Below are 22,622 nucleotides of genomic sequence, written 5' to 3'. Positions count from 1 at the left end.
CGGCCCGTCGTGCTTTCCGTGTCCAGGACCGGTCAGAGCAGGGGCCGGCCGACGACCGAGGCGACCAGCCGGGCGAACTCCTCCAGCCGGGCGATCTGCCCGGCACCGCCGTCGTCGAGGGTCTTGCCGAAGCGCAGCGCGTCGTGCCGGGGCGCGCCGATCGCCTCGTCGCTGGGCGGCGCCTCGTCCAGCGAGCTGAGCAGCAGGTACACGTCGATGCTGTCAACCCGTACGGTGCCGTTGTCGGCGCGCATGAGCCGCCGCCGGCAGCCGACCTCGGTGACGGTGGACAGCGGGACCACCCGCAGCGAGGAGGTCATCGCGCCGGGCGGCCCCTCCCCCGGCGGCACGTCCTCACCATGCCAGAGCACCAGCCGGCTGCCGTCGCAGACGACTACCTCCTGCCACACGCCGTTGACCTCGTTGACGAAGCGTTCCAGCGTGAAGCCGAGCACCGAGGCGCCGCGCAGCACGCCGTCGAGCGCCTCCAGCGCGATGTCCGGGTCACGCAGGTAAGCCCGGGCGGCCGACTCCAGGTCGGTGTAGGGCGACCAGTCCGGGAAGACTGCGGGCAGGTCGCCGTTGCCGTAGCCGGGGTTGCTCACGCCGCCTCCCGCCGACCCGCGCCGCGGCGCCGCCATCGGTTTCGGTCACCGGCACGGGCGCGCCGCCCGACGCGCGCCCCGATCCGCTCGCTCATGCCACCGTCTCCACCCGCTCAGGTGTCGTCCCCACCGGCACACATGATCCGCCCGTGCGCGCGCGCCCGCGCGGCGGGGGTCAGGACTCCTCCGGCTCCGTCGCCGCGCGGGCCGCGGCGGCGGCGCGCAGGGCGTCACGGCGCTGCGCGTACGCCTCGGCGCCCTTGCTGGGCTTGCGCCGGCGCGGCGGCGCGGTGACCCCGGGGGCGAGCTTGCGCGCGGAGACCAGGAACGCGGTGTGGGCGATCATCCGGTGGTCCGGGCGGACCGCGAGCCCCTCGGCGTGCCAGTCGCGCACCAGCGACTCCCAGGCGCGCGGCTCGGTCCAGCCGCCGCGCTCGCGCAGCGCCTCGACCAGCTCGGACAGCTGCGGGGTGGTGGCCACGTAGCCGATCAGCACGCCGCCGGGCACGAGCGCCCGCTCGACCATGTCGAGCATCTCCCACGGGGTGAGCATGTCCAGGATGATCCGGTCGAATCCGGTCTCGGCGCAGTCGGCGACGTCGCCGACGTGCAGGTTCCAGGCCGGGTGCGGGCCGTTGAAGAACGCCTCGACGTTGCGGCGGGCGATCTGGGCGAAGTCGTCGCGTACCTCGAACGAGTGCAGCTCGCCCTCGGTGCCGACGGCCCGCAGCAGCGAGCAGGACAGCGCGCCGGATCCGGCGCCGGCCTCCAGCACCTTGGCGCCGGGGAAGATGTCGCCCATGGCGACGATCTGCGCCGAGTCCTTCGGATAGATCACCTGGGCGCCGCGCGGCATGGACAGCACGTAGTCCGACAGCAGTGGTCGCAGCGCCAGGAACGCGGTGCCGCCGCCGGAGGTGGTGACCACGCTGCCGTCGGGCAGGCCGATCAGGGTGTCGTGCTTGAGGATCCCGCGGTGGGTGTGGAACTCCTTGCCGGGCTCCAGCGTCACGGTGTGCATCCGGCCCTTCGGGTCGGTGAGCTGGACCCGGTCGCCGGGCCGGAACGGCCCGCGGTGGACCGGGGGCAGCGCCGGGACGGTGGAGATCTCTGCGGTCACGTGTTCGTCTTCCGTTCGGGTTCCAGGAGCTGGGCGAGATCCGCGATGTGCAGCACGCCGACCACATCTTCGCCTGCCGTCACGACGTACTGCGCGCCCGGGTGGGTGCGCACGGTCTCCAGCACCCGCTCGCCGTCCGCCCCGGCCGGCAGGGCCGGCACGGCGGACAGGTCGCGGGCCACCTCGTCCACCGCGACCCACGGCCTTCGTTCCGGGGGTACGGCGGCGACGCGGGCCGGGTCGACCAGGGCGACGGTACGGCCGGCCGAGTCGACCACGCCGAGCGCCGCCCCGGTGGCGCCCGCCTCGTCGCGGCGGCACTGGGCCTCGGCCAGCGGTGTGCCGGTGGGCACGGCGAGCACCGGGCGGGCCAGCCGGGCCAGGTCGACCAGGTGCAGCCGCCGGCCGATGCGGGCCATCCGGATCGACTGACCGGCGCCGCGCCACAGCGTCAGCGCGACGAGCAGCAGCAGCGGCAGGGCCAGCGGGGCCAGTGCCCGGCGCATGGTGAGCACCACGACCAGCACCAGCGTGCCCAGCGCGACGGCCCGGCCCACCCAGCCGGCCACCTCGGTGCCGCGGTGCCGGTCGCGGGTGAGCGCCCACACCGCGGCGCGCAGCGCCCGCCCGCCGTCCAGCGGCAGCCCGGGCAGGCTGTTGAAGATCGCCACCACCACGTTGCTGACCGCGAGCTGAAAGGCGAGCTGGTGGCCGAGCGTGCCGGCGGGCAGGGCGAGGGTGGCGGCGACCGCGCCGGCGCCGAGCACCGCGGACACGGCCGGGCCGGCCAGGGAGATCAGCAGCTCGACCCGGGGGCTGGGGGCGTCGCGGTCCATCTCGGTGTACCCGCCGAGCAGCTCCAGCGTGATCCCCCGCACACCGATGCCGTACCGGCGGGCGGTCAGCGCGTGCCCCAGCTCGTGCAGCAGCACGGAGCCGAGCAGCGAGATCACGAACCCGAGGCCGACCAGGTAGCCGCCGAGCGGGCCGAGGTCGAGCTGGCGGCGGGCCAGCGCCGCGTACAGCACGGTGACCACGACGGTGAGCAGCAGCATCGAGGCGTCGACGCGCAGCGGTACCCCGAGGACCCGGCCGAGGCTGAGCCCCGGCCGGCGGGGTCCTCGGCTCCGCTGCTGCACCGGCTCGATGCTACGTGAGCGCGTGGACCGGGCCGCCTCGGCCGCGAACCGGGGATCCGATCATGCTCCGGTGCGGCGGCGCCGGCCCTGTCACACGCGTGCCCTAACCTTCCGGGCATGACGGCGGAACCGATGATCGACAGTCCCGGTGACCAGACGGCGGCAGCGGCGCCGGTCACGGTGCGGGCCTCGTTGTCACCGTCGCGGGCGGCCGACTTCAAGACCTGCCCGCTGCTCTACCGGTTCCGCAGCATCGACCGGCTGCCCGAGCGGCCCACAGTCGAGCAGGCCCGGGGCACGCTCGTGCACGCCGTGCTGGAGCGGCTGTTCGACCTGCCGGCCGCCGCGCGCACCCCGGAGTCGGCCGGTGATCTGGTCGCCCCGCAGTGGGACCGCCTGGTCACCGAGGAGCCGGAGCTGGCCACGCTGTTCGCCGACGGCGACGCCGTCGGGCCGCAGGAGTTCCTCCGGTCGGCCACGGCGCTGCTCGACGGCTACTTCGCGGTGGAGGATCCGCGCCGGCTGGAGCCGGCCGAGCGCGAGGCGCTGATCTCCGCGGTGGTGGACGACGAGTTGCTCATCCGGGGCTACCTCGACCGGCTCGACGTCGCGCCGGACGGCGCGCTGCGGGTGGTCGACTACAAGACCGGCGGGGCGCCGCGGGAGGCGTTCGAGGCGCGGGCGCTGTTCCAGCTCAAGTTCTACGCCCTGGTGCTGTGGCGCACCCGTGGCGTGGTGCCGCGGGTGCTGCGCCTGCTCTACCTCAAGGACGCCGAGGTGTGCGACTACGCGCCGGACGCCGAGGAGCTGGTGCGCTTCGAGCGCACCGTGGTGGCGCTGTGGCGGGCGATCGAGCAGGCCACCGCCCGGCAGGACTTCCGTCCCCGGCCGAGCCGCCTGTGCGACTGGTGCAACCACCAGGCGTTGTGCCCGAGCTACGGCGGAACGCCGCCGCCGTTCCCGACGCCCGCCGCCGCGCCCGACCCGCTGGTGGACGCCCGCTCCCGCCCGGCACCACCGGGCGCCGACGAGTAACCCCACACCCCCACACCCCACCCCCTCCTCCCCCACCGCAGTGCGGCACCGACGCGGTGATCATGAAGTTGACCGCCTCGGGAAGCGCTTTCCCACCGGCCAACCTCATGATCATCGAGCGATGGGGCGGCCGGGGCGGGGCGCGGCTCGGGCGGGTGCGGCCATCCTGCGGGAACGGGGTGGCCTGGCCGGGGTGCGGGCGGTCGCCGCCCTCTACCGTGGGTGCGGCCGATCCCGCGCCGGGTCTGCGCGGGTGTCCGGCCGGAGGGCCGCCCGGACGACGAGGGGGACGCATGACCGAGGGCGCCGTGTCCCGGCCGGTGCGGGTCCTGCTCGCCGACGACCAGCCGCTGCTGCGTACCGGATTCCGGATGGTGCTCGGCGCGGAGGACGACCTCGACGTGGTGGGCGAGGCCGGCGACGGCGCGGAGGCGGTGGAGCTGTCCCGGCGGCTGCTGCCCGACGTGGTGCTGATGGACATCCGGATGCCCCGTCTGGACGGCGTGGCCGCCACCCGGGCGATCGTGTCCGCCCGGCTGCCGGTACGCGTGCTCGTGCTCACCACGTTCGCGCAGGACGAACACGTCGTCGGATCGCTGCGTGCCGGGGCGAGCGGCTTCCTGACCAAGGACGTGCCGGCCGAGGACCTCGTCGCGGCGATCCGCACGGTGGCCGCCGGCGGCGCGGTGATGTCCCCGCGCGTCCTGCGCCGGCTGCTGGACCGCTTCGCCCCGATGCTGCCGGACCCGTCCGCCGCGCCGGCGCGGGCGCTGGAGCCGTTGACCGAGCGGGAACGCGAGGTGCTTACCCACATGGCGCGCGGACTGTCCAACGCGGAGATCGCCCGGGTGCTGTCGGTCAGCGAGACCACCGTGAAAACCCATGTCGGGCATGTGCTGACGAAGCTACGGTTACGCGACCGGGTGCAGGCCGTCGTGCTCGCGTACGAGACGGGCCTGGTCCGTCCCGGCGGGTGAGGTGGCGCGGGTCACCTACCGTGACCAGCGGCGGGGCTGATGTGTTGACCATCACGCCAGGTAAGGGCCTGACGTCGGCGCCGCCGACCGGTCAGGGGTCACCCTGAGCCCGGATGGGGGGCGACCCTCAGCGGAAGATCGGCGCGGATTCCACCCCAGGTCGGAGGGATTTCGGCCTCGCGACCTCGAGGATGGATTCCGCCGCACCGGCCAGCGGGGGCGGTGCGGCAGCAGAACGACCATACGGAAGAGGTAGATGACGTGACCGCGACGGTAGGCCGAGAGCAGGCCGCGGCCCGGGCGAACGATGTGTGGAAGGTGTACGGCAGCGGCGAGGCGCAGGTCGTCGCCCTGCGGGGGGTGAGCGCCGAGTTCGAGCGCGGCCGGTTCACCGCGATCATGGGGCCGTCGGGCTCCGGGAAGTCCACACTGATGCACTGCCTCGCGGGTCTGGACACGGTGACCAAGGGCACCGTGATGATCGGCGACACCACCGTGACGGGTCTCAACGACGCGGGTCTGACGAAGCTGCGCCGCGACAAGGTGGGCTTCATCTTCCAGCAGTTCAACCTGCTGCCGACGCTCACCGCGCAGGAGAACATCCTGCTGCCCCTGTCGATCGCCGGGCGCAAGCCCGACCCGGCCTGGTACGACGTCGTGATCGACACGGTCGGCCTGCGGGAGCGGCTCGGGCACCGCCCGGCGCAGCTCTCCGGCGGCCAGCAGCAGCGCGTGGCGTGCGCCCGGGCGCTCGTGGCCCGTCCCGAGGTGATCTTCGCGGACGAGCCGACGGGCAACCTGGACTCCCGCTCCGGCGCCGAGGTGCTCAAGTTCCTGCGCAACTCGGTGCGCGAGCACGGCCAGACCATCGTCATGGTCACGCACGACCCGACCGCCGCCGCGTACGCCGACCGGGTGGTCTTCCTCGCCGACGGGCAGATCGTCTCGGAGCTGATCGAGCCGACCGCCGAGACGGTGCTGGACACGATGAAGAAGCTGGACGCCCCGGTCGAGGTGGGCAACTGATGCTGCGGGCAACGCTCAAGAGCCTGCTGGCGCGCAAGCTGCGCCTGCTTCTGTCCGGGCTGGCGGTGGTGCTCGGCGTCATGTTCGTCTCCGGCGCGTTCGTGCTCACCGACACGCTCGGGCGGTCCTTCGACGCGGTCTTCGCCGACGCGTACGCCGAGGTCGACGTGAGCGTCGAGGCGAAGCCGAAGATCGACGTCTCCACGGCCGAGGGGATGCCGCTGAGCACCCCGCTGCCGGCATCCGTGCTCGACCAGGTCAAGGCAGCGCCCGGCGTCGCCGACGCCAAGGGTGTGGTCGCCGCCGACGGCGCCCGCATGATCGGCAGCAACGGCAAGGTGGTCACCTCGTTCGGTCCGCCGCAGCTGGGCCAGAACTGGCTCGGTGAGAGCGACCTGGTGGAGATACGCGAGGGCCGCGCGCCGCAGGCCGACGACGAGATCGTGATCAACACCTCGCTCGCCGAGGCGGGCAAGGTCAAGGTCGGCGACCGGGTCGGTGTGCTGACGCTCGCCCCGAAGAAGGAGTTCACGCTCGTCGGCGTGTTCGGCTACAGCGGCGGCCGGGACTCGATCGGTGGCGCCAACGAGATCTACTTCACCACCCCGGTGGCGCAGCAGCTGATGCTGGGCAAGCCGGACATGTTCAGCAACATCAGCGTCCAGGCCGCCGACGGCACCACGCCGGCCGCGCTGCGCGACGAGCTGGCCCGCACGCTGGGCACCGGCTACCAGGTCAAGACCGGCGAGCAGCTCGCCGACGACGCCTCGGCCGGCCTCAAGGAGGGGCTGTCGTTCTTCAACAAGATCCTCCTCGGGTTCGCCGCGGTGGCGCTGCTGGTCGGCACGTTCCTGATCCTCAACACGTTCTCGATCATCGTGGCGCAGCGCACCCGTGAGCTGGCCCTGATGCGGGCCATCGGGGCCAGCGGCAGGCAGGTCATCGGCTCGGTGGTGCTGGAGGCGCTCGCGGTCGGCCTGATCGCCTCGGTGCTGGGGCTCGCCGCCGGCATCGGCGTGGGCGCGCTGCTGGCGTACCTGTTCGGTCAGCTCGCCGGGGGTCTGACCCTGGCCGGGCTGGGCGTGCCGGCCTCGGCGGTGATCGGCGCGTTCGCGGTCGGCATGCTGATCACGGTGATCGCCGCGCTCCTGCCGGCGCTGCGCGCCTCGCGCATCCCGCCGATCGCCGCGATGCAGGACGTCGCCACGCCGGACCGGCCGCTGACCAAGGTCACCATCGGCGGTGCGGTGGTCACCGGCATCGGCGCGGTGCTGCTGTTCCTCGGTCTCGGCGGGCACGCCGGCGACAGCACCCTGGCGACCATCCTCGGTGGCGTGCTGTTCGCGTTCATCGGGGTGGCGCTGCTGACCCCGGTGATCAGCCGGCCGGTGGTCTCGCTGCTCGGCACGCTGTTCTCCTGGTCGGTGCCGGGCAAGCTGGGCCGGCTCAACTCGGGCCGCAACCCGCGGCGCACCGCGATCACCGCGGCCGCGCTGATGGTGGGCATCGCCCTGGTCACCGGCGTGACGGTGATCCTGGACTCGGCCAAGGGCAGCATCGGCAAGCTGGCCGAGGACAACATCAAGGCGGAGCTGGTGATCTCCGGGTCCACGACCGGGCCGCGTCCGGCGAGCTTCGACCCGGCGGTGCTGGAGAAGGCCGCCGCGATTCCCGGCGTGCGGATGGTCTCCGGCGAGTACGGCGACATGGGCGTGGTCGGCGGCGAGCGGACCTGGGTGGCCGCGTCGAGCAACGTGGCCGCGCTCCAGCAGATCTTCGGGGCGAAGGCCGCCGCCGGTGACATCAGCACCCTCGCGCCGGACCAGATGCTGGTCAGCTCCGACACCGCGAAGGCACGCAACCTCTCCGTCGGCTCGACGGTGCCGGTGCAGCTGTCCCGCGGTGAGGCCCGCACCTACACGGTCAGCGGCATCTACGAGAGTTCGCAGCTGACCAACCCGGTGACGCTGCCGCCGCAGGCTGCGGCGGACTTCGCCATCCCGCAGCCCATCCAGGGCTTCCTGCAGCTCGCCCCCGGCACGTCGGTGGACGCGGTGCAGCCGCAGGTCGAGCGACTGCTGGCGGACAGCCCCGAGGTGTCGGTGGCGGACCGGGCCGCGTTCATCGAGCAGCAGACCGGGCAGCTGGACTCCCTGCTCCAGATGATCCAGATCCTGCTGGCGCTGGCCATCGTGATCGCGGTGCTGGGCATCATCAACACGCTCGCGCTGTCGGTGCTGGAACGGACCCGGGAGCTGGGCCTGCTGCGAGCCATCGGCCTGCGCCGCGCCCAGACCATGCGCATGATCACGGTCGAGGCGGTGGTGATCTCCATCTTCGGCGCGCTGCTGGGCGTGGTGGTAGGCACCGGTCTCGGCGCGGCGGTGGTCGAGGCGCTCAAGGACGAGGGCATCACCGACCTGGTCCTGCCGTGGGGTCAGATGGTGACGTTCCTGATCCTGGCCGCGATCATCGGCGTGGTCGCGGCGGTCCTGCCGGCGATCCGCGCCGCGCGGATCAACGTCCTGGGCGCCATCGCCCACGACTGACGTGAAAGGAAGGGCCCCTTCTTAACGCCTCGTGCATAAGAAGGGGCCCTTCCTAACGGTTGAGCAGGGCCGCGAGCAGCTCCAGGTCCGCCCCGAGCAGGCTCTCCATCTGGTGTACGCCGTCGGCGGGCGCCAGCGGCACCTCTGCCGGCACCGCCAGCACCGCCGCACCGGCGGCGAGCGCGCTCGCCACCCCGGTCGGTGAGTCCTCGATCGCCACGCACCGCTCGACCGGCACGCCCAGCAGACGCGCGGCGGTCAGGTACGGCTCCGGGTGCGGTTTGGCCGCGTCCACCTCGTCGCCGCAGACCACCGCGTCGAAGCTGTCCCGGCCCAGCGTGTCCAGAGCCACCTCGACCAGGGACCGGCCGCTGGAGGTGACCAGCGCGGTGGGGATGCCGGCGTCGCGTACCGCGCGCAGCAGCGCCAGCGCGCCCGGACGCCACTGCAGCCCGGTGCGGAACAGCTCCAGGATCCGGGCGCTGATCCAGTCGGCGCTGGCCTGGACGTCCCGCTCCGGCTGGCCCAGGTCGTCGTGCACGATACGCATCGCGTCGGCCATCCCGGTGCCGACGATCGCGCGGCGGGCGTCCCCGGACAGGACACCGCCGTACACGGCGGCCAGCTCCTGCAACGCGACGTCCCACAGCTTCTCGCTGTCGACCAGGGTGCCGTCCATGTCGAAGAGCACGGCGGCGGGGTGCTTGCTGCTCAGCGGGGGCCTCCTTCGGTACGCGTACCCCGCCGATCCTGCCAGCCACGCCCGATGCGCCCGGCACCGTCCCCGATCGGGGTGACCCGTGGCATCACCCGAGACCGCAGGCGCCGAGCGACTTCTCGTACCCCCGGAAGAACGATTCGCTGCGCTGCTCGGCGGTGCCGTGCGAGCCCTCGGCGAACCAGGGCTGGTCCGGGTCGTCGCCGACCGCCAGCAGCCCTTCGCGGAACTCCTCCAGGTCACCGTCCTCCAGCTCCAGCGCCCCGGACCGCACGCTGTCCCCGAGGTACGCCCCGGCCATGCAGTCGGCCTGCAGCTCCTGCTGGATGGTGAAGTTGTAGCGGATGCCCAGCCGCACCTGCATGCCGTGGGCGTACTCGTGGCCGAGCAGGTAGAACAGGAACGCGTCGCCGATCTGCCGGAACGCCGCCACCGACCAGTTCACGTCGTAGGCGATGAAGTCGCCGGCCGAGCAGTACACCGCGTTGTTGCGCGGCAGCCCCTGCCCGGCGCAGGCCACCTCGCCCTCGCGGCTGTAGGCCACCACCCGCCGGATCGGGGTGAACCGCTGGCCGGAGGCGCGGAACTGCTGCGCCCAGTACCGTTCGGCCAGCCGTACCGCGTCCTGGATGTCCTGCTGGAACTCGGCGACGCTGGTGGTGCCGTCCGCCCTGGTGGTCTGCGACTCGGGCTGCGCGCTGCTCCGGGGTGCGGGCTGCTGCGGCTCGCCCTGGTCGTAGCCGCCGGCCATGCAGCCGGCCGCGACCAGCGCGGCCACCACCAGTCCGGCGATCGGCCCACGCCCCTGACGTCCCGCCCTGTCCCCCACCATGACCTCCCGGCTGTCGCACCCGTGTCCCGCAGCAGTACCCCCGGCGGACGCCGGTGATGCTCACCGGCTCTCACGCACGGGCGTCGGGAAACGTTCACCGGGTCGCGGTGAGCTGGGGCGTCCTCCGCTGGCGACGCCGCGGGGAGCCCTCGGGGGCACGAGCGGGAAGCGGACCGGTGCGGTCAGTCCAGGCCGCGCATGATGTGCGGCTCGCCGTCGTCGTCGCCGAAGCAGCGGTGCAGCACCTGGGCACGTGCCCACAGGTCCAGGCTGCTCGGCGGCCCGACCGGGCCCGTGCCGGCGGGTGTGGTGGTCAGCACGGGAGCCGGTTCCGGCGGGACCTGCGACGTCACCTCGTCGGTCATGTCCGCCCCTTTCGTCGTACCCATGCTCGCCTCCGAGCGTTTCCGCCACGTCAACGCCGACGGCGGGGGCGTGGACGCGGCGCGCCTGACCCGCGCCGGCCCGTACTCCGGTGACGGTAGCCCTCCGAGCGCGCGAGCACAGCCGTATTCCTGACGTCGCCGCAGGTCGCGACCGTTGATCACGCCGGGGCGCCGCGCCCGCCGGCCGGGCCGCAGGTGGCGCAGCAGGTGTCGCCGCGCGATCACCGAGAGCCCGGCGAGCACCAGCCCGACCGGTGAGTGCGCGGCCTCGGTGCCACCGAGCGTGTGACCGAAACGGGACAGCGCCTGGGAGTGGTGCGGTGTCCGCGGCGTGACTGGACGGCGAGCGCTGTACTCACGAGGCGAGGTATCGCCGCTTGCATCCGGTACCCGGGTACGGGCTTACCGTCGAGACATGACCGACGATTCCTGGGTGCCCGGCACCTGCACGCTGCCGACCGCCGAACGGCCGCTGCGGGTGGCCGAGTTCGACGGACTGTTCCGCGACGCGCTGCGCGGCGTCGACCGGCGGTCCGACCGGAATCTGCGGCTGCACCTCGACCGCACCGCCGAAGCGGCTGCCCGGGACCTGATCGCCTGCGAGTCGGCCTGCTGCTCCTTCTTCACGTTCGACCTCGCCCGCCCCGACGGCGACACGCTGAGCCTCGACATCCGGGTGCCGGCGGCCCGCGTCCGCGTACTCGATGCCCTGGCCCTGCGGGCCACGGTCGCGCGGGGCCGGTGATGGGCGAGCCGGAGCTGCGCAGCGGCCGGCTCGCCGACGCGGCCGGCGTGTCCGTGCAGACCCTGCGCTACTACGAACGGCGCGGGCTGCTGGCCGCGCCCCGGCGGTCGCCGGGCGGGCACCGCCTCTACCCGCCCGAGACCGTCACCCTGCTGCGGGTGGTGAAGGCCGCGCAGCGTCTCGGCTTCACCCTCGACGAGGTCGCCGGCGTGCTGGGACGCGGCCGGGGCGCGGGCCTGCAGGGACACGCGCGGCGCAAGCTCGCCGAGGTGGAACGGCGGCTGGCGGACCTCACCGTCGTCCGCGACACGCTCCGGGCCGCCGTCGCGGCCGGCTGCGACGACCCGGTCGAGTGTGCCGGCAGCGCCTGCTGCCCCCTGCCGTTCGCCGAGGGCGCCGACCGGACTGCCCGGCCGGCCTCCGGCCCGGTGTCGCTACGGTCTGACACATGACGGTCGTCCGGTCCATCCTGCTGTTCCTGCTCGCCGCGCTCGCCGAGATCGGCGGCGCCTGGCTGGTCTGGCAGGGCTGGCGGGAGAACCGCGGGCTGCTCTGGGTCGCCGCCGGGGTGATCGCGCTCGGCGCCTACGGGTTCGTGGCCACCTTCCAGCCGGACCCGAACTTCGGTCGCATCCTCGCCGCCTACGGCGGCGTCTTCGTCGCCGGGTCGCTCGCCTGGGGCATGGTGGTCGACAGGTTCCGGCCCGACCGCTACGACCTCGTCGGCGCGGCCATCTGCCTGGTCGGCGTCGCCGTCATCATGTACGCGCCGCGGACGGGCTGACCGTCCGCCATCACTCGAACCGGGCGATGAAGTCCTCCGGACGCCAGCGGGCCCCATCGCTGAGGTAGTGGAAGTTGAGGGTCAACTCGGCCCCGCCGGCCCGCTCCGCCATCTCCCGCAGTGTCATGTCCAGGAAGTACCTGTTCAACGGGATGATCGCCTTCTCGCCCTCCGGATACGGCACGTGCAGCAGCGCGAGCGCGTGGCTCATCGGTGGGTGCGTGAGGCCGCGTTCGTCGGCACGGTAACTGCCGTAGGTGACCTCGGCGATCCAGGAGATCTCGCCGCCGACGGAGGCCAGGGGGTACCGGCGCAGGGCCTCTGCCAGCAGCGATCCGAGGGTGCGCTGGGGGCGTACGTCGAGAAGCACACGATGCGAGTCGACGTCGTCGCCCATGCACACGGAATCCCGGTCGATCGAGATCTTCATGAAGCGCACCGTAGTACCGCCTGTCACCTCCGGGAGCGGGCGGCGGTGATGAGTTTTCCCGCCCGTACCCGTCACATCTTCGACAGGCCACGACGAGGCGGGAGGATGACGTGATGGGTGCGGAGACGCGGCGGGCGGAGCCGGACGTACGCGAGCTGGCTGAGGTCGGCGAGCCGGCGTTCGCCGCGCTGGCGCAGCGGCACCGGCGGGAGCTGCACGTGCACTGCTACCGGATGCTCGGATCGTTCGAGGACGCCGAGGACACCGTGCAGGAGACGTTCCTGCGCGCCTGGCGACGGCGGGAGACGTTCGCGGGACGATCGACATTCCGGGCCTGGCTGTACCGGATCGCCACGAACGCCTGCCTGGACCGGCTCTCCGCGTACCGGCCCGAGCCCGCGACCGGCGGCGAGGTGCGGTGGCTGCAGCCGTACCCGGACCGGCTGCTCGACGAGCTGCCCGCCGCCGGCGCCGACGAGCCGGAGGCCGTCGCGGTGGCGCGGGAGACGATCGAACTGGCGTACCTGGTCGCGGTGCAGCACCTCGCGCCGCGCCCGCGCGCCGTGCTGATCCTGCGCGACGTGCTCGGCTGGCCCGCCAAGGAGGTCGCGGAACTGCTCGGTGATTCGGTCAACTCGGTGAACAGCGCGTTGCAGCGGGCCCGCGCCGGCATGCGGGAACACCTGCCCGCGCAGCGGCAGGACTGGACCGGCGACGAGACGGACACCCGGACCCGCGAGCTGGTACGCCGCTTCACCGACGCCGCGGTCGCCAAGGACGTCGGCGCGCTCGCCGCGATGCTGCGCGACGATGTGCGGTGCTCGATGCCGCCCACGCCCGGCCTGCAGATCGGCCGCGACGCCGTGGTGAACGACTGGATCGCGGACGGCTTCGAGAGCCTGGGCAGCATGCGGGCCCTGCCCACCGCCGTGAACCGGCAGCCCGCCGTCGCGTTCTACCTGTGGCAGGAGAGCGACGGTGCGTACCTGCCGCTCACCGTCGACGCCCTGCGCATCACCGGCGGGGAGATCACCGAGATCGTCACGTTCCACGCCGACCGGTTCCCGCAGCTCGGGCTGCCGGAGCGCCTGCCGGCCGACCGTACGCCGTAGTGCCGGTCCGGACGCCCGCGCTGCCCGGCGGCGCACGCGTCGCGGTGGTCGCGACCTCACCCTCAGGACGACGCTCGGAGGAACGACATGATCAGCAGCACCGGCACCGGCGTGGGCTCTCGCCGTTCGCACAGCTTCCGGCGGCTCGCCGTCACCGGTCTGGTCGCCACCCTCGGCGCGATGGCGGTCACCACGCTCGCGGCGGCGCTCGCCCGGGCCGCCGGTGTGGACTTCGAGATCCCGGACGGCGGCGGCGAGACGATCCCGTTGGGCGGGTTCGCCGTGGTGACCGGATTCTTCTCGCTCGTCGGCGTCGTCATCGCCGCCGTCCTGTTGCGGTTCAGCGCCTACCCCGCGCGGCGGTTCGTGTGGACGGCGGTGTCGCTGACCGCGCTGTCGATGGTCCCGCCGTTGATCGCCGGGGGTGACGCCGCCACTACTGTCACGCTGGTCGGGCTGCACCTGGTCGCGGCGGCGGTGATGATCCCCGCCCTGGCGTGGAGCCTGCGCGCGGGGAAGGGCGACCGGGGGTAGCTCCCCCTCGACGTTCAGCCGTGGTCGGGCGGAGCATCCGGCTACTCGGCCAGGGCTCCGCGACGGCGCAGGGCCACCTTGGTGCCGCTGAACGCGACGAGCCAGGGCAACACCAGGAAGCCGCCGCAGCCGATCACGATCAGCCACAGCGTCTCACTCGGTTTTCCCTGGTGCTCCAGTTCGGGCCAGGTGAAGGCAGTGCCGAGCAACGACAACGCGTAGAACAGGACGACCGCGATCGCGGCAGCCCTACCGATCCGGCGGCTGAGCCCGATGCCCGCAGCGCAGAGAAAGCCGAGTCCGGACATGAGAACCGGAGCGAAGTACATACCGGACAGGACGACGAAGGTGGAGTACATCGCGCCGAGGTCGAGATCCGACTCCGCCAACGGTGGCAAGCCAGCTCCGACCGCGTGGACGACAGCGGAAAGGGCGGAGTTCACCACGTCGGCCTCCTCGCGCCGGGACGCTCGCACGCCATCGGGATCGATCCCTCAGTTCGACGGATCGGAGCTGTGGACCCGCTCCGGAGAATTTCCTGCGATCTACAGGATTCGATCAGGAACACTCGGGCACTTCGATACGGACCATACGCCGGGCGCCGCCAGTCGGCGCCCGGCGCCACGTACGACCGAGAGGTGACACCATGACCTTCCGCGCCAGGCTCGTCGGAGCCGCACTCGCCGGGACTCTCGCCGCCGGTGCATCGGCACTGGCTGGGGCCTCCGCGGCCAGCGCGCAGGCCGAACCCTGCGTTCAGCGCATCGCCGTGGTGAACAACGCCGCCTTCGTGATGTCCTTCAGTGTCCAGGCGAGCAACGGCCTGGAGACGGCGAACACCGACACCTACCCGATCAACCAGTCGCGGACGATCGATCTCACCACCACCGCGCTTCCCGTCGGGTCCGATGTCCGGCCGGTGGTGGACGCGGTGGCCGGAGCGACGCGGACCCCGAGCAGCTTCGTGTCGTACTGCGAGAACGGGCAGACCGCCACGTACTCGGTGACCGGGACGACGTACGACTACTCGGTCACGCTGATCGGCTGACCGGCACGTCGACGCTTCGGGGCGTCCGCCATCGTGGCGGGCGCCCCGCGCTCGTACGCTACGTTGATCGAGTGCCCGTACCCCGGCTGATTCCCATCGCGCACGAGCCCGGCCACCGGACGGACACGATCGGCCGCTACGACGAAGGGCTGTTCCTCGCCTCGGCGTGGGATCACCACGCGTACGTGCACCGCTTCGACCACGACGGGACGTACCGGGACTCGACCATCACGCGGGTTCCGCATCGAGGCGCGCTGAGCGAGGCGCTCGACGGGCTGCTCGCGAGCCTGCCCGGCAAGTCGTACGGCGACATCGCCGTACGCCTGTTCCAGACCCGTCAGGACGGCGTCGTCTTCGGTCTGATCGACGAGTCCGGCGACCGGGCCGGCGACGGCAGCCACGTCGACTGGGTCGAGTTGTATCCGGATCGCCTCGGGTTCCACGAGCCGTGGGACGGGCTCTACGACACGTGACGGCCGGCGTTGTGGTCCTCACCGGCCGGAGCTCCGCCAACCGCTGGTTGACGGAGCCCGACACGTTCGTATCGGTCAGGATGCGAGGGAGAAGTCCGCCACGACACCCTTGTGGTCCGAGTTGGTGTCCCCGACGATGCGGTAGTCGGTCATCCACATGACCTGGGAGCTCTCGATCCGCTTCCAGAAGTAGATGTAGTCGATGCGCCGGTTCCCGTGCGTGCCGGTCCCCTTCTCGCCGTAGAGGTTGTAGACGGAGCGGAGGTTCGGCAGCTCGTTGGCCTCGAAGACCTTCCACGGGAACTTCTCGTACCCGCGGGCCTTGTCGGCGCTGAAGTCGACGTTGAGGTCGCCGCTGACGATGACCTGGCCCTCCGCCTTCTTCTCGCGGGCCAGCTCCTTGACCTCCGCGAACTGCTGCTCCGCGCACCTGGTACGCGGAAGGTCTTCCGGCGAGCCGTTGTTGTCGATACCGGCGACGGCGTGGAAGTTGATGTGGAACACGTATCGTCCGGTCGCCTTGTGCCGGTACTTGACCCAGTTGTTGTAGCGCGGCGGCGGTGGCTCGTCGGGGTTGGTGTCGCACACGAACTTCGACCCCTTGTCGACCACTTCGAACATGCTCTTCTTCGCCAGCAGAGCTTCACCGGCAGCGTGCACCGAAGTGGTCGGGGCGTAGAACGTCCATCCGTTGTCGGCGGCCCAGTCCACCAGGAAGGCCCTGCGGGGGCCCACCTCGTTGAGCGCGACCATGTCCGCCTTCGAGGTGATGAGGTTCAGGTCGTGGAGGAACTTCTCGTGGGTGAGGCCGTTGTAGATGTTCAGGTGGCCGGCCTGGAAGGTCGACGCCGCCGCGGCCGGAGAGACCGGCAGGAGGAGGGTCGCCACCGTGAGTGTGGCGCCCAGGGCGACGGCTCGCCGGACAGCTCGCAGGGTTCTTCTCATGAATGATCCTTCCCGTTTGAGGACACACCGGGCCGGCGCCGCCACTGTGGTGGCGGTCGCCGTCCGGTGACAAATCGTTAGAGCTCCACCTTGAAGTCGGCGTTGGCGCCGGAGCCCGTGATGACGAGACGCCCGGTCCGGCTCTTTCGCCCCGAGCTGTCGTCGGCGAGGTAGTTCCACGTCACCCACGGCTTGCCGTCCCGGGCCTCGTAGACGTCCATCGCGCCCGGCCCACGCTTGTTACCCGGCAACGAGTACTTGCGCATGGTGTCGGGCAGGTGGGCCGCCGGACCCGAATAGGAGAACCAGGCCCGGTTCGGTCCGGGCATCGGCGAACACAGGCCGTCGTCGATCCGATCCCCGCAGAAGGCGACGCCGGTCGAGTAGTAGTTCTCCCGCCAGGCGTTGCCGGAGTAGAAGAGATACCAGGAACCGTTGTGGTGGAACGCGCTCGGATTCTCGATGACGGCGACCCCGCCGCTGTCCCGGTACGTGACCCAGCTCAGATTGTCGCTGCGGAAGATGACGACCGGATCGCTGTCGCGGTCGACGGTGCCGTTCGGGTTGAACTTCAACCTCATGACGGAGAGCGCCGACTCCGCCCCTTCGGCCCGCTGCCCGTCCCGCCAGGTCATCCAGATCGCACCCGCGGGACCGGCTACGACGTCCGCGTCGAGTGCCCACCGGTCGCCCTTGTCCGGGCAGGCGATCGGCGTGTCCTCGGCGTTGAACGGCCCGTACGGGTTCTGGGAGCGAGCCACGCCGATGCACTTGCGCCCGCCGTCGTTCTTCCTGCTGGCGGTGTAGAAGAGGTAGTAGCGGCCGACCCCGTCCTTGACGTGGTAGTGCGCCCCCGGGGTCCAGATCCCGGAGCCGGATTCGACCCACGCCCCACCGCCGCCCGGCATGGCGTCGCCGGCCACTGTCGGCGAGGTTCCCACGACATTCCCGGCGCCCGAAATGGCGTACGGCACCTTCTTGCCGCCGGTGCTGGCACCGTAGGTGATGTACTTGTTGGAGCCGTCGCGCAGCGCGATGGTGTCGGCGCCAGGGAACGGGAAGTCCTGCGACTCGTCGGCCGGATCGACGACGGCGGCACCGGCGGAGGGCGCGGTGGCGACGCCGGTCGTGGCCGTGAGGGCCACTGCCAGCCCTGCCACGAACGCGCGGATGGTGACTCGCATGAGGCTCCTCTGAATCCGGGTCAGATCCTGAGCACAGATCAAAGCATGCAAATACAACGATTACCAGAGCCGCGCGGAGCCGGCGGACCACGCCCACTTGCGACTGGGGCACCCGTGGCCGACCTGCCCCGGTACGACTCGGCGCGCGGGCGCCGATCTCCGCGCGGATGTCCGTCATCCCTCACTAGCTGCCTGATCATCCGATCAGCCTTCGGGGCGTGGGAGCCGCGAGGACCGCACCCGCAGGGCTTCGATGCCGCTCTTGGGTACGACTCGACCGGGCCGGCGGCCCGGCAGCGGACCAACCGGGTGTCGTGAACTTGTCAGCTCAGGCTGGGCGACGGCGTCACTTGGCGTTGAAGTAGTTCGCCTCCGGGTGGTGCACCACGATCGCGTCGGTGGCCTGCTCCGGCACCAACTGGAACTCCTCGGACAACTGCACCCCGATCCGCTCCGCGCCCAGCAGCTCCACGATCTTCGCCCGGTCCTCCAGGTCCGGGCAGGCCGGGTAGCCGAACGCGTACCGGCAGCCCCGGTAGTCGGTGCGCAGCAGACCGGCCAGGTCCGCCGGGTCGTCGTCGGCCACGGTGCCGCCGCCGGGCAGCACCAGCTCGGCCCGGATCCGCCGGTGCCAGTACTCGGCGAGGGCCTCGGTGAGCTGCACGGACAGGCCGTGCACCTCCAGGTAGTCGCGGTACTCGTTGCCGGCGAACATCTTCGCCGTGTACTCGCTGATCGGCTGCCCGACGGTGACCAGCTGCAACGCCACCACGTCGAGCTGGTCGCCCTTGGGCCGGAAGAAGTCGGCCAGGCACAGCCGCCGCTCCTGGCGCTGCCGGGGGAAGGAGAACCGGGCCCGCTCGCTGTGCCCGTTCTCGTCCAGCACCACCAGGTCGTTGCCCTCCGAGTACGCCGGGAAGTAGCCGTACACCACTGCCGCCTCCAGCACCTGGTCGGAGATCAGGCGGTCCAGCCAGTACCGCAGCCGGGGCCGGCCCTCGGTCTCCACCAGTTCCTCGTACGACGGGCCCTTGCCGCCGCGGGCGCCGCGCAGCCCCCACTGGCCGAGGAACGTGGCCCGCTCGTCGAGCAGCGCCGCGTAGTCGGCCAGCGGCACGCCCTTGACCACCCGGGTGCCGAAGAACGGCGGCTTCGGCACCGCCACGTCGGCCGCCACGTCGGAGCGCACCGACGCGTCGTCCAGTTCGGGCAGCGCCTCGCGCACCTGCGCCCGCTGCCGCTCGCGGCGCTCCCGGCGGGCCGCCAGCGCCGCCTCCCGCTCCGGGTCGATCACCGGCGCGCCGCCGCGCTTGGCCGCCATCACGCGGTCCATCAGGGACAGCCCTTCGAACGCGTCGCGGGCGTAGTGCACCTGACCGGGGTAGATCGACCGCAGGTCGTCCTCCACGTACGCGCGGGTCAGCGCCGCGCCGCCGAGCAGCACCGGCCAGCGCTCGGCCACGCCCCGGGAGGCCATCTCGGCCAGGTTCTCCTTCATGATGACTGTGCTCTTGACCAGCAGGCCGGACATGCCGATCGCGTCGGCCCGGTGCTCCTCGGCCGCGTCGAGGATCGCGTTGATCGGCTGCTTGATGCCGATGTTCACCACGTCGTAGCCGTTGTTGGACAGGATGATGTCGACCAGGTTCTTGCCGATGTCGTGCACGTCGCCCTTCACCGTGGCGAGCACGATGCGGCCCTTGCCGTCGTCGTCCGTCTTCTCCATGTGCGGCTCCAGGTAGGCCACCGCGGTCTTCATCACCTCGGCGGACTGGAGCACGAACGGCAACTGCATCTGGCCGGAGCCGAACAGCTCGCCGACCACCTTCATGCCGTCCAGCAGCAGGTCGTTGATGATGGACAGCGGCGTACGCCCCTGCGCCATCGCCGTGTCCAGGTCGGCCTCCAGGCCGTTGCGCTCGCCGTCGATGATCCGCCGCTTGAGCCGCTCGTCCAGCGGCAGCGCGGCCAGTTCCTCGGCTCGGGTGGCGCGCGCCGAGGCGGCGTCGACGCCTTCGAAGGCCTCGATGAACCGCTGCACCGGGTCGTAGCCCTCGCGGCGGCGGTCGTACACCAGGTCGAGCGCCACCTCGCGCTGCTCGTCCGGGATCCGCGCCATCGGCAGGATCTTGCTGGCGTGCACGATCGCCGAGGTCAGCCCGGCCTGCGCGCACTCGTGCAGGAACACCGAGTTGAGCACCTGCCGGGCCGCCGGGTTGAGGCCGAACGAGACGTTCGAGATGCCGGCGGTGAAGTTGACGCCCGGGTAGCGCGCGGCGATCTCCCGGATCGCCTCGATCGTCTCGATGCCGTCGCGGCGGGTCTCCTCCTGCCCGGTGGCGATCGGGAACGTCAGCGCGTCGATGAGGATGTCCTCCCGGCGCATCCCCCACCGGCCGGTCAGGTCGTCGATCAGCCGGGAGGCCACCCGTACCTTCCACTCCCGGGTGCGGGCCTGGCCCTCCTCGTCGATGAGCAGCGCCACGACGGCGGCGCCGTGCTCCTTGACCACCGGCATGACCCGCGCGTAGCGGGAGTCGGGGCCGTCGCCGTCCTCGAAGTTGACCGAGTTGACCACGCACCGGCCGCCGAGCATCTCCAGCCCGGCCTCGATCACGGCCGGCTCGGTGGAGTCCAGCACGATCGGCAGCGTCGAGGCGGTGGCGAACCGGCCCGCCAGCTCCCGCATGTCCTGCGTGCCGTCGCGGCCCACGTAGTCGACGCAGAGGTCGAGCAGGTGCGAGCCGTCGCGGGCCTGGCTGCGGGCCACCTCCACGCAGGCCTGCCAGTCCCCGGCGAGCATCGACTCGCGGAACGCCTTCGAGCCGTTGGCGTTGGTGCGCTCCCCCACCATCAGGATGCTGGCGTCCTGGGCGAACGGCACGTGGTGGTAGATCGAGGAGACCCCGGCCTCCGGCTTCGGCTCCCGCGCCACCGGCGCCCGCCCGCCGAGGCGCTCCACCAGCACCCGGATGTGCTCCGGGGTGGTGCCGCAGCAGCCACCGATCAGGCCCACGCCGTAGTCGGTGACGAACTGCTCCAGCGCGTCGGCCAGCTCGTCCGGGCTGAGCGGGAAGTACGCCCCGTCGGCCGTCAGCACCGGCAGGCCCGCGTTCGGCATCACCGAGATCGGGATACGCGCGTGCTGCGCCAGGTAGCGCAGGTGCTCGCCCATCTCCGCCGGGCCGGTGGAGCAGTTCAGCCCGATCAGGTCGACGCCGAGCGGCTCGATCGCGGTCAGCGCGGCGCCGATCTCACTGCCCAGCAGCATGGTGCCGGTGGTCTCCACCGCGACCTGGCAGATGATCGGCACGTCCCGGCCCGCCTCGGCGCGCGCCCGCTTCGACCCGACCACCGCCGCCTTGACCTGGAGCAGATCTTGGCAGGTCTCGATGATCAGCGCGTCCGCCCCGCCGGCGATCAGGCCGGCGGCGTTCTCCTGGTACGCGTCGCGCAGCGAGGCGTAGCTGGCGTGGCCGAGCGTGGGCAGCTTGGTGCCCGGACCCATCGAGCCGAGCACGAACCGGGGGTGCTCCGGCGTCGCGTACGCGTCGGCTGCCTCCCGCGCGATCCGCGCGCCCGCCTCGGACAGCTCCCGGATGCGGCCGGGGATGCCGTACTCGGCGAGGTTGGGCAGGTTGGCGCCGAACGTGTTGGTCTCCACGCAGTCCGCGCCGGCGGCGAGGTAGGCGTCGTGCACGCCGCGGACCACGTCCGGCCGGGTCACGTTGAGGATCTCGTTGCAGCCTTCGAGGCCGTCGAAGTCGTCGAGGGTGAGATCGGCGGCCTGGAGCATTGTTCCCATCGCGCCGTCCGCGATCAGGATCCGATCGGCCAGCAGGTCACGCAACGAGATAGACACATGCTCCAGGGTAGTGCGCCCGGCTGCGCCAGAGTTATCCGATCCGGCCCTTCTCACATACTGCCCACCGGGCCCCGCGTACCCCTTTCCTCCGGTTCGCCCGGGTGGTCCGGCCCGGCGACCGGCGCGGCCGACGGGCCGGCCCCGGCGGCGGCACGTAGGCTGACGGACGTGAAGGACAACAGGGGTGCGACCGTGCGACGGGGCGGCGCCGCGCCCGACGAGCAGGGTGAGGTGACGGCGTGACCGAGTTCGACGGGCTGCCGGTACTGCGCTCGCCGGTCGCCATCGCGGCCTTCGAGGGCTGGAACGACGCCGCCGACGCCTCCACCGCCGCCGTGGAACACCTGGAGCAGGTCTGGCAGGCCCGGCAGGTGACCGAGCTGGACCCGGAGGACTTCTACGACTTCCAGGTGAGCCGCCCGACGATCACCATGGCCGACGGGGAGACCCGGCGCGTCGAGTGGCCCACCACGCGGTTCATGGTGGCCAGCCCGGAGGGCACCGAGCGGGACGTGGTGCTGATCCGCGGCATCGAACCGAGCATGCGCTGGCGGACGTTCTGCGAGCAGGTGCTGGAGATCTGCCACAGCCTGGAGGTCGAGCGGGTGGTGCTGCTCGGCGCGCTGCTGGCCGACGTGCCCTACACCCGGCCGCTGCCGATCAGCGGCAGCGCGTCGGACGCCGACGCCGCCAAGCGCTACCAGCTCACCCCCACCCGGTACGACGGGCCGACCGGCATCGTCGGTGTGCTGCACGACGCGTGCACCCGGGCCGAGGTCGACGCGGTGTCGTTCTGGGTGCACGTGCCGCACTACGCCAACAACCCGCCCTGCCCGAAGGCCACGCTCGCCCTGCTGCACCGGGTCGAGGAGGTGCTCGACCTGCCGGTGCCGATGGCCGACCTGGCCGAGGAGGCAGCCGAGTGGGAGCAGCGGGTACGCAGCGCCGCCGAGCAGGACGCCGAACTCGGCGAGTACGTGCGGGAGCTGGAGGAACGGGTCGGCGACGCCGGCATCACCCCGTTGACCGGGGACGAGATCGCCCAGGAGTTCGAGAAGTACCTGCGTCGCCGCGGTGGTTCCGCCGGGCCGACAGCGGGTTCCTGGTAGCTCTTT

Annotated in this window: 23 protein-coding genes; 12 read left to right on the top strand and 11 right to left on the bottom strand. The window is 71.9% G+C overall.

Annotated elements, in window-relative coordinates; translation table 11 throughout:
* Positions 1-32: 32 nt before the first annotated feature.
* From ACQP26_RS14470 to ACQP26_RS14460, 3 genes are all read right to left on the bottom strand, one after another.
* Positions 33-605 carry a hypothetical protein gene (locus tag ACQP26_RS14470; protein ID WP_013476950.1) on the bottom strand — a complete coding sequence of 191 codons (573 nt, stop codon included), beginning with the start codon at positions 603-605 and terminating at the stop codon, positions 33-35.
* Between the two features lie 175 nt (positions 606-780).
* Positions 781-1,725: a tRNA (adenine-N1)-methyltransferase gene (locus tag ACQP26_RS14465; protein WP_281577996.1), complete on the bottom strand. Its 945-nt coding sequence runs from the start codon at positions 1,723-1,725 to the stop codon at positions 781-783.
* Positions 1,722-2,780, bottom strand: coding sequence for a M50 family metallopeptidase (locus ACQP26_RS14460; protein WP_269707096.1), 1,059 nt, complete (start codon positions 2,778-2,780; stop codon positions 1,722-1,724). Before ACQP26_RS14460 ends, ACQP26_RS14465 begins: the two co-directional genes overlap by 4 nt.
* A 201-nt stretch (positions 2,781-2,981) precedes the next feature.
* Between ACQP26_RS14460 and ACQP26_RS14455 the strand changes: the two genes are divergently transcribed.
* The 4 genes from ACQP26_RS14455 (at position 2,982) to ACQP26_RS14440 (ending at position 8,451) form a co-directional block, all read left to right on the top strand.
* Positions 2,982-3,899, top strand: a complete 918-nt coding sequence (locus ACQP26_RS14455; protein ID WP_433495954.1) for a RecB family exonuclease — start codon at positions 2,982-2,984, stop codon at positions 3,897-3,899.
* Positions 3,900-4,192: 293 nt separating this feature from the next.
* Complete coding sequence (locus ACQP26_RS14450) at positions 4,193-4,876, top strand: response regulator (protein WP_269706450.1); 684 nt, start codon at positions 4,193-4,195, stop codon at positions 4,874-4,876.
* A 261-nt stretch (positions 4,877-5,137) separates the two neighbouring features.
* Positions 5,138-5,902 carry an ABC transporter ATP-binding protein gene (locus ACQP26_RS14445; RefSeq protein ID WP_269706451.1) on the top strand — a complete coding sequence of 255 codons (765 nt, stop codon included), beginning with the start codon at positions 5,138-5,140 and terminating at the stop codon, positions 5,900-5,902.
* Positions 5,902-8,451, top strand: a complete 2,550-nt coding sequence (locus ACQP26_RS14440; protein ID WP_269706452.1) for an ABC transporter permease — start codon at positions 5,902-5,904, stop codon at positions 8,449-8,451. The genes ACQP26_RS14445 and ACQP26_RS14440 overlap by 1 nt, the downstream gene beginning before the upstream one ends.
* 52 nt (positions 8,452-8,503) lie before the next feature.
* Here the strand turns inward: ACQP26_RS14440 and ACQP26_RS14435 are convergent, their stop codons facing one another.
* The 3 genes from ACQP26_RS14435 to ACQP26_RS14425 form a co-directional block, all read right to left on the bottom strand.
* Positions 8,504-9,142: an HAD family hydrolase gene (locus tag ACQP26_RS14435; protein ID WP_269706453.1), complete on the bottom strand. Its 639-nt coding sequence runs from the start codon at positions 9,140-9,142 to the stop codon at positions 8,504-8,506.
* Positions 9,143-9,257: 115 nt separating this feature from the next.
* Positions 9,258-9,998 (bottom strand): neutral zinc metallopeptidase, encoded by a 741-nt coding sequence (locus ACQP26_RS14430; RefSeq protein WP_269707098.1) that lies wholly within the window; start codon positions 9,996-9,998, stop codon positions 9,258-9,260.
* A gap of 185 nt (positions 9,999-10,183) precedes the next feature.
* Positions 10,184-10,366 carry a hypothetical protein gene (locus tag ACQP26_RS14425; RefSeq protein ID WP_013286093.1) on the bottom strand — a complete coding sequence of 61 codons (183 nt, stop codon included), beginning with the start codon at positions 10,364-10,366 and terminating at the stop codon, positions 10,184-10,186.
* 436 nt (positions 10,367-10,802) lie between these two features.
* On the opposite strand from ACQP26_RS14425, the gene ACQP26_RS14420 reads away from it, so the two are divergent.
* The 3 genes from ACQP26_RS14420 to ACQP26_RS14410 are packed head-to-tail and all read left to right on the top strand — an operon-like array spanning position 10,803 to position 11,916.
* Positions 10,803-11,132: a hypothetical protein gene (locus ACQP26_RS14420; protein WP_433495953.1), complete on the top strand. Its 330-nt coding sequence runs from the start codon at positions 10,803-10,805 to the stop codon at positions 11,130-11,132.
* Complete coding sequence (locus ACQP26_RS14415) at positions 11,132-11,584, top strand: MerR family transcriptional regulator (RefSeq protein ID WP_269706455.1); 453 nt, start codon at positions 11,132-11,134, stop codon at positions 11,582-11,584. The genes ACQP26_RS14420 and ACQP26_RS14415 overlap by 1 nt, the downstream gene beginning before the upstream one ends.
* The gene (locus tag ACQP26_RS14410; protein WP_269706456.1) at positions 11,581-11,916 is read left to right on the top strand and encodes a YnfA family protein; all 336 of its coding nucleotides are present in this window, start codon (positions 11,581-11,583) and stop codon (positions 11,914-11,916) included. The genes ACQP26_RS14415 and ACQP26_RS14410 overlap by 4 nt, the downstream gene beginning before the upstream one ends.
* Positions 11,917-11,926: 10 nt before the next feature.
* On the opposite strand, the gene ACQP26_RS14405 is transcribed toward ACQP26_RS14410, so the two are convergent.
* Complete coding sequence (locus tag ACQP26_RS14405; protein WP_269706457.1) at positions 11,927-12,346, bottom strand: hypothetical protein; 420 nt, start codon at positions 12,344-12,346, stop codon at positions 11,927-11,929.
* 113 nt (positions 12,347-12,459) lie between these two features.
* Here ACQP26_RS14405 and ACQP26_RS14400 point away from each other — a divergent pair, with 113 nt between their 5' ends.
* Together ACQP26_RS14400 and ACQP26_RS14395 are read left to right on the top strand one after the other, a co-directional pair.
* Entirely contained in the window at positions 12,460-13,458 is a 999-nt protein-coding gene (locus ACQP26_RS14400; RefSeq protein ID WP_269706458.1) for an RNA polymerase subunit sigma-70, read from the top strand.
* A gap of 87 nt (positions 13,459-13,545) precedes the next feature.
* On the top strand, positions 13,546-13,992 hold the full coding sequence (locus ACQP26_RS14395; RefSeq protein ID WP_433495952.1) for a DUF6069 family protein: 447 nt from the start codon (positions 13,546-13,548) through the stop codon (positions 13,990-13,992).
* A 41-nt stretch (positions 13,993-14,033) separates the two neighbouring features.
* Here ACQP26_RS14395 and ACQP26_RS14390 read toward each other — a convergent pair whose 3' ends face one another.
* On the bottom strand, positions 14,034-14,438 hold the full coding sequence (locus ACQP26_RS14390) for a hypothetical protein (protein ID WP_433495951.1): 405 nt from the start codon (positions 14,436-14,438) through the stop codon (positions 14,034-14,036).
* 200 nt (positions 14,439-14,638) lie between these two features.
* Here ACQP26_RS14390 and ACQP26_RS14385 point away from each other — a divergent pair, with 200 nt between their 5' ends.
* Both ACQP26_RS14385 and ACQP26_RS14380 read left to right on the top strand, forming a co-directional pair.
* Positions 14,639-15,040 (top strand): hypothetical protein, encoded by a 402-nt coding sequence (locus tag ACQP26_RS14385; protein ID WP_269706461.1) that lies wholly within the window; start codon positions 14,639-14,641, stop codon positions 15,038-15,040.
* A 71-nt stretch (positions 15,041-15,111) separates the two neighbouring features.
* Positions 15,112-15,513: a hypothetical protein gene (locus ACQP26_RS14380; RefSeq protein WP_433495950.1), complete on the top strand. Its 402-nt coding sequence runs from the start codon at positions 15,112-15,114 to the stop codon at positions 15,511-15,513.
* Positions 15,514-15,588: 75 nt separating this feature from the next.
* On the opposite strand, the gene ACQP26_RS14375 is transcribed toward ACQP26_RS14380, so the two are convergent.
* From ACQP26_RS14375 to metH, 3 genes are all read right to left on the bottom strand, one after another.
* Positions 15,589-16,458, bottom strand: a complete 870-nt coding sequence (locus ACQP26_RS14375; RefSeq protein WP_433495949.1) for an endonuclease/exonuclease/phosphatase family protein — start codon at positions 16,456-16,458, stop codon at positions 15,589-15,591.
* 77 nt (positions 16,459-16,535) lie between these two features.
* Positions 16,536-17,642 carry a family 43 glycosylhydrolase gene (locus ACQP26_RS14370; RefSeq protein WP_281578002.1) on the bottom strand — a complete coding sequence of 369 codons (1,107 nt, stop codon included), beginning with the start codon at positions 17,640-17,642 and terminating at the stop codon, positions 16,536-16,538.
* Between the two features lie 346 nt (positions 17,643-17,988).
* Complete coding sequence (gene metH, locus ACQP26_RS14365; protein WP_281578003.1) at positions 17,989-21,504, bottom strand: methionine synthase; 3,516 nt, start codon at positions 21,502-21,504, stop codon at positions 17,989-17,991.
* 242 nt (positions 21,505-21,746) lie between these two features.
* Between metH and ACQP26_RS14360 the strand changes: the two genes are divergently transcribed.
* A complete protein-coding gene (locus ACQP26_RS14360; protein ID WP_030504102.1) occupies positions 21,747-22,616 on the top strand; it encodes a PAC2 family protein in 870 nt (289 codons plus the stop codon).
* Positions 22,617-22,622: the final 6 nt, after the last annotated feature.

Origin of the sequence: Micromonospora sp. CA-248089, from assembly GCF_050948515.1 — a bacterium.
Lineage (GTDB): Bacteria > Actinomycetota > Actinomycetes > Mycobacteriales > Micromonosporaceae > Micromonospora.
Note: the sequence above shows the minus strand (reverse complement) of the source record. Positions and strands in the feature narration are given on the sequence as shown.

Coding starts and splice junctions, on each gene's coding strand:
- ACQP26_RS14425 (WP_013286093.1), bottom strand. CDS start 10,366: ATGACCGACGAGGTGACGTCGCAGGTCCCGCCGGAACCGGCTCCCGTG.
- ACQP26_RS14410 (WP_269706456.1), top strand. CDS start 11,581: ATGACGGTCGTCCGGTCCATCCTGCTGTTCCTGCTCGCCGCGCTCGCC.
- ACQP26_RS14375 (WP_433495949.1), bottom strand. CDS start 16,458: ATGAGAAGAACCCTGCGAGCTGTCCGGCGAGCCGTCGCCCTGGGCGCC.
- ACQP26_RS14370 (WP_281578002.1), bottom strand. CDS start 17,642: ATGCGAGTCACCATCCGCGCGTTCGTGGCAGGGCTGGCAGTGGCCCTC.
- ACQP26_RS14400 (WP_269706458.1), top strand. CDS start 12,460: ATGGGTGCGGAGACGCGGCGGGCGGAGCCGGACGTACGCGAGCTGGCT.
- ACQP26_RS14420 (WP_433495953.1), top strand. CDS start 10,803: ATGACCGACGATTCCTGGGTGCCCGGCACCTGCACGCTGCCGACCGCC.
- ACQP26_RS14450 (WP_269706450.1), top strand. CDS start 4,193: ATGACCGAGGGCGCCGTGTCCCGGCCGGTGCGGGTCCTGCTCGCCGAC.
- ACQP26_RS14440 (WP_269706452.1), top strand. CDS start 5,902: ATGCTGCGGGCAACGCTCAAGAGCCTGCTGGCGCGCAAGCTGCGCCTG.
- ACQP26_RS14415 (WP_269706455.1), top strand. CDS start 11,132: ATGGGCGAGCCGGAGCTGCGCAGCGGCCGGCTCGCCGACGCGGCCGGC.
- ACQP26_RS14455 (WP_433495954.1), top strand. CDS start 2,982: ATGACGGCGGAACCGATGATCGACAGTCCCGGTGACCAGACGGCGGCA.
- ACQP26_RS14385 (WP_269706461.1), top strand. CDS start 14,639: ATGACCTTCCGCGCCAGGCTCGTCGGAGCCGCACTCGCCGGGACTCTC.
- ACQP26_RS14395 (WP_433495952.1), top strand. CDS start 13,546: ATGATCAGCAGCACCGGCACCGGCGTGGGCTCTCGCCGTTCGCACAGC.
- ACQP26_RS14405 (WP_269706457.1), bottom strand. CDS start 12,346: ATGAAGATCTCGATCGACCGGGATTCCGTGTGCATGGGCGACGACGTC.
- ACQP26_RS14460 (WP_269707096.1), bottom strand. CDS start 2,780: ATGCTGCTGCTCACCGTCGTGGTCACCGTGCTGTACGCGGCGCTGGCC.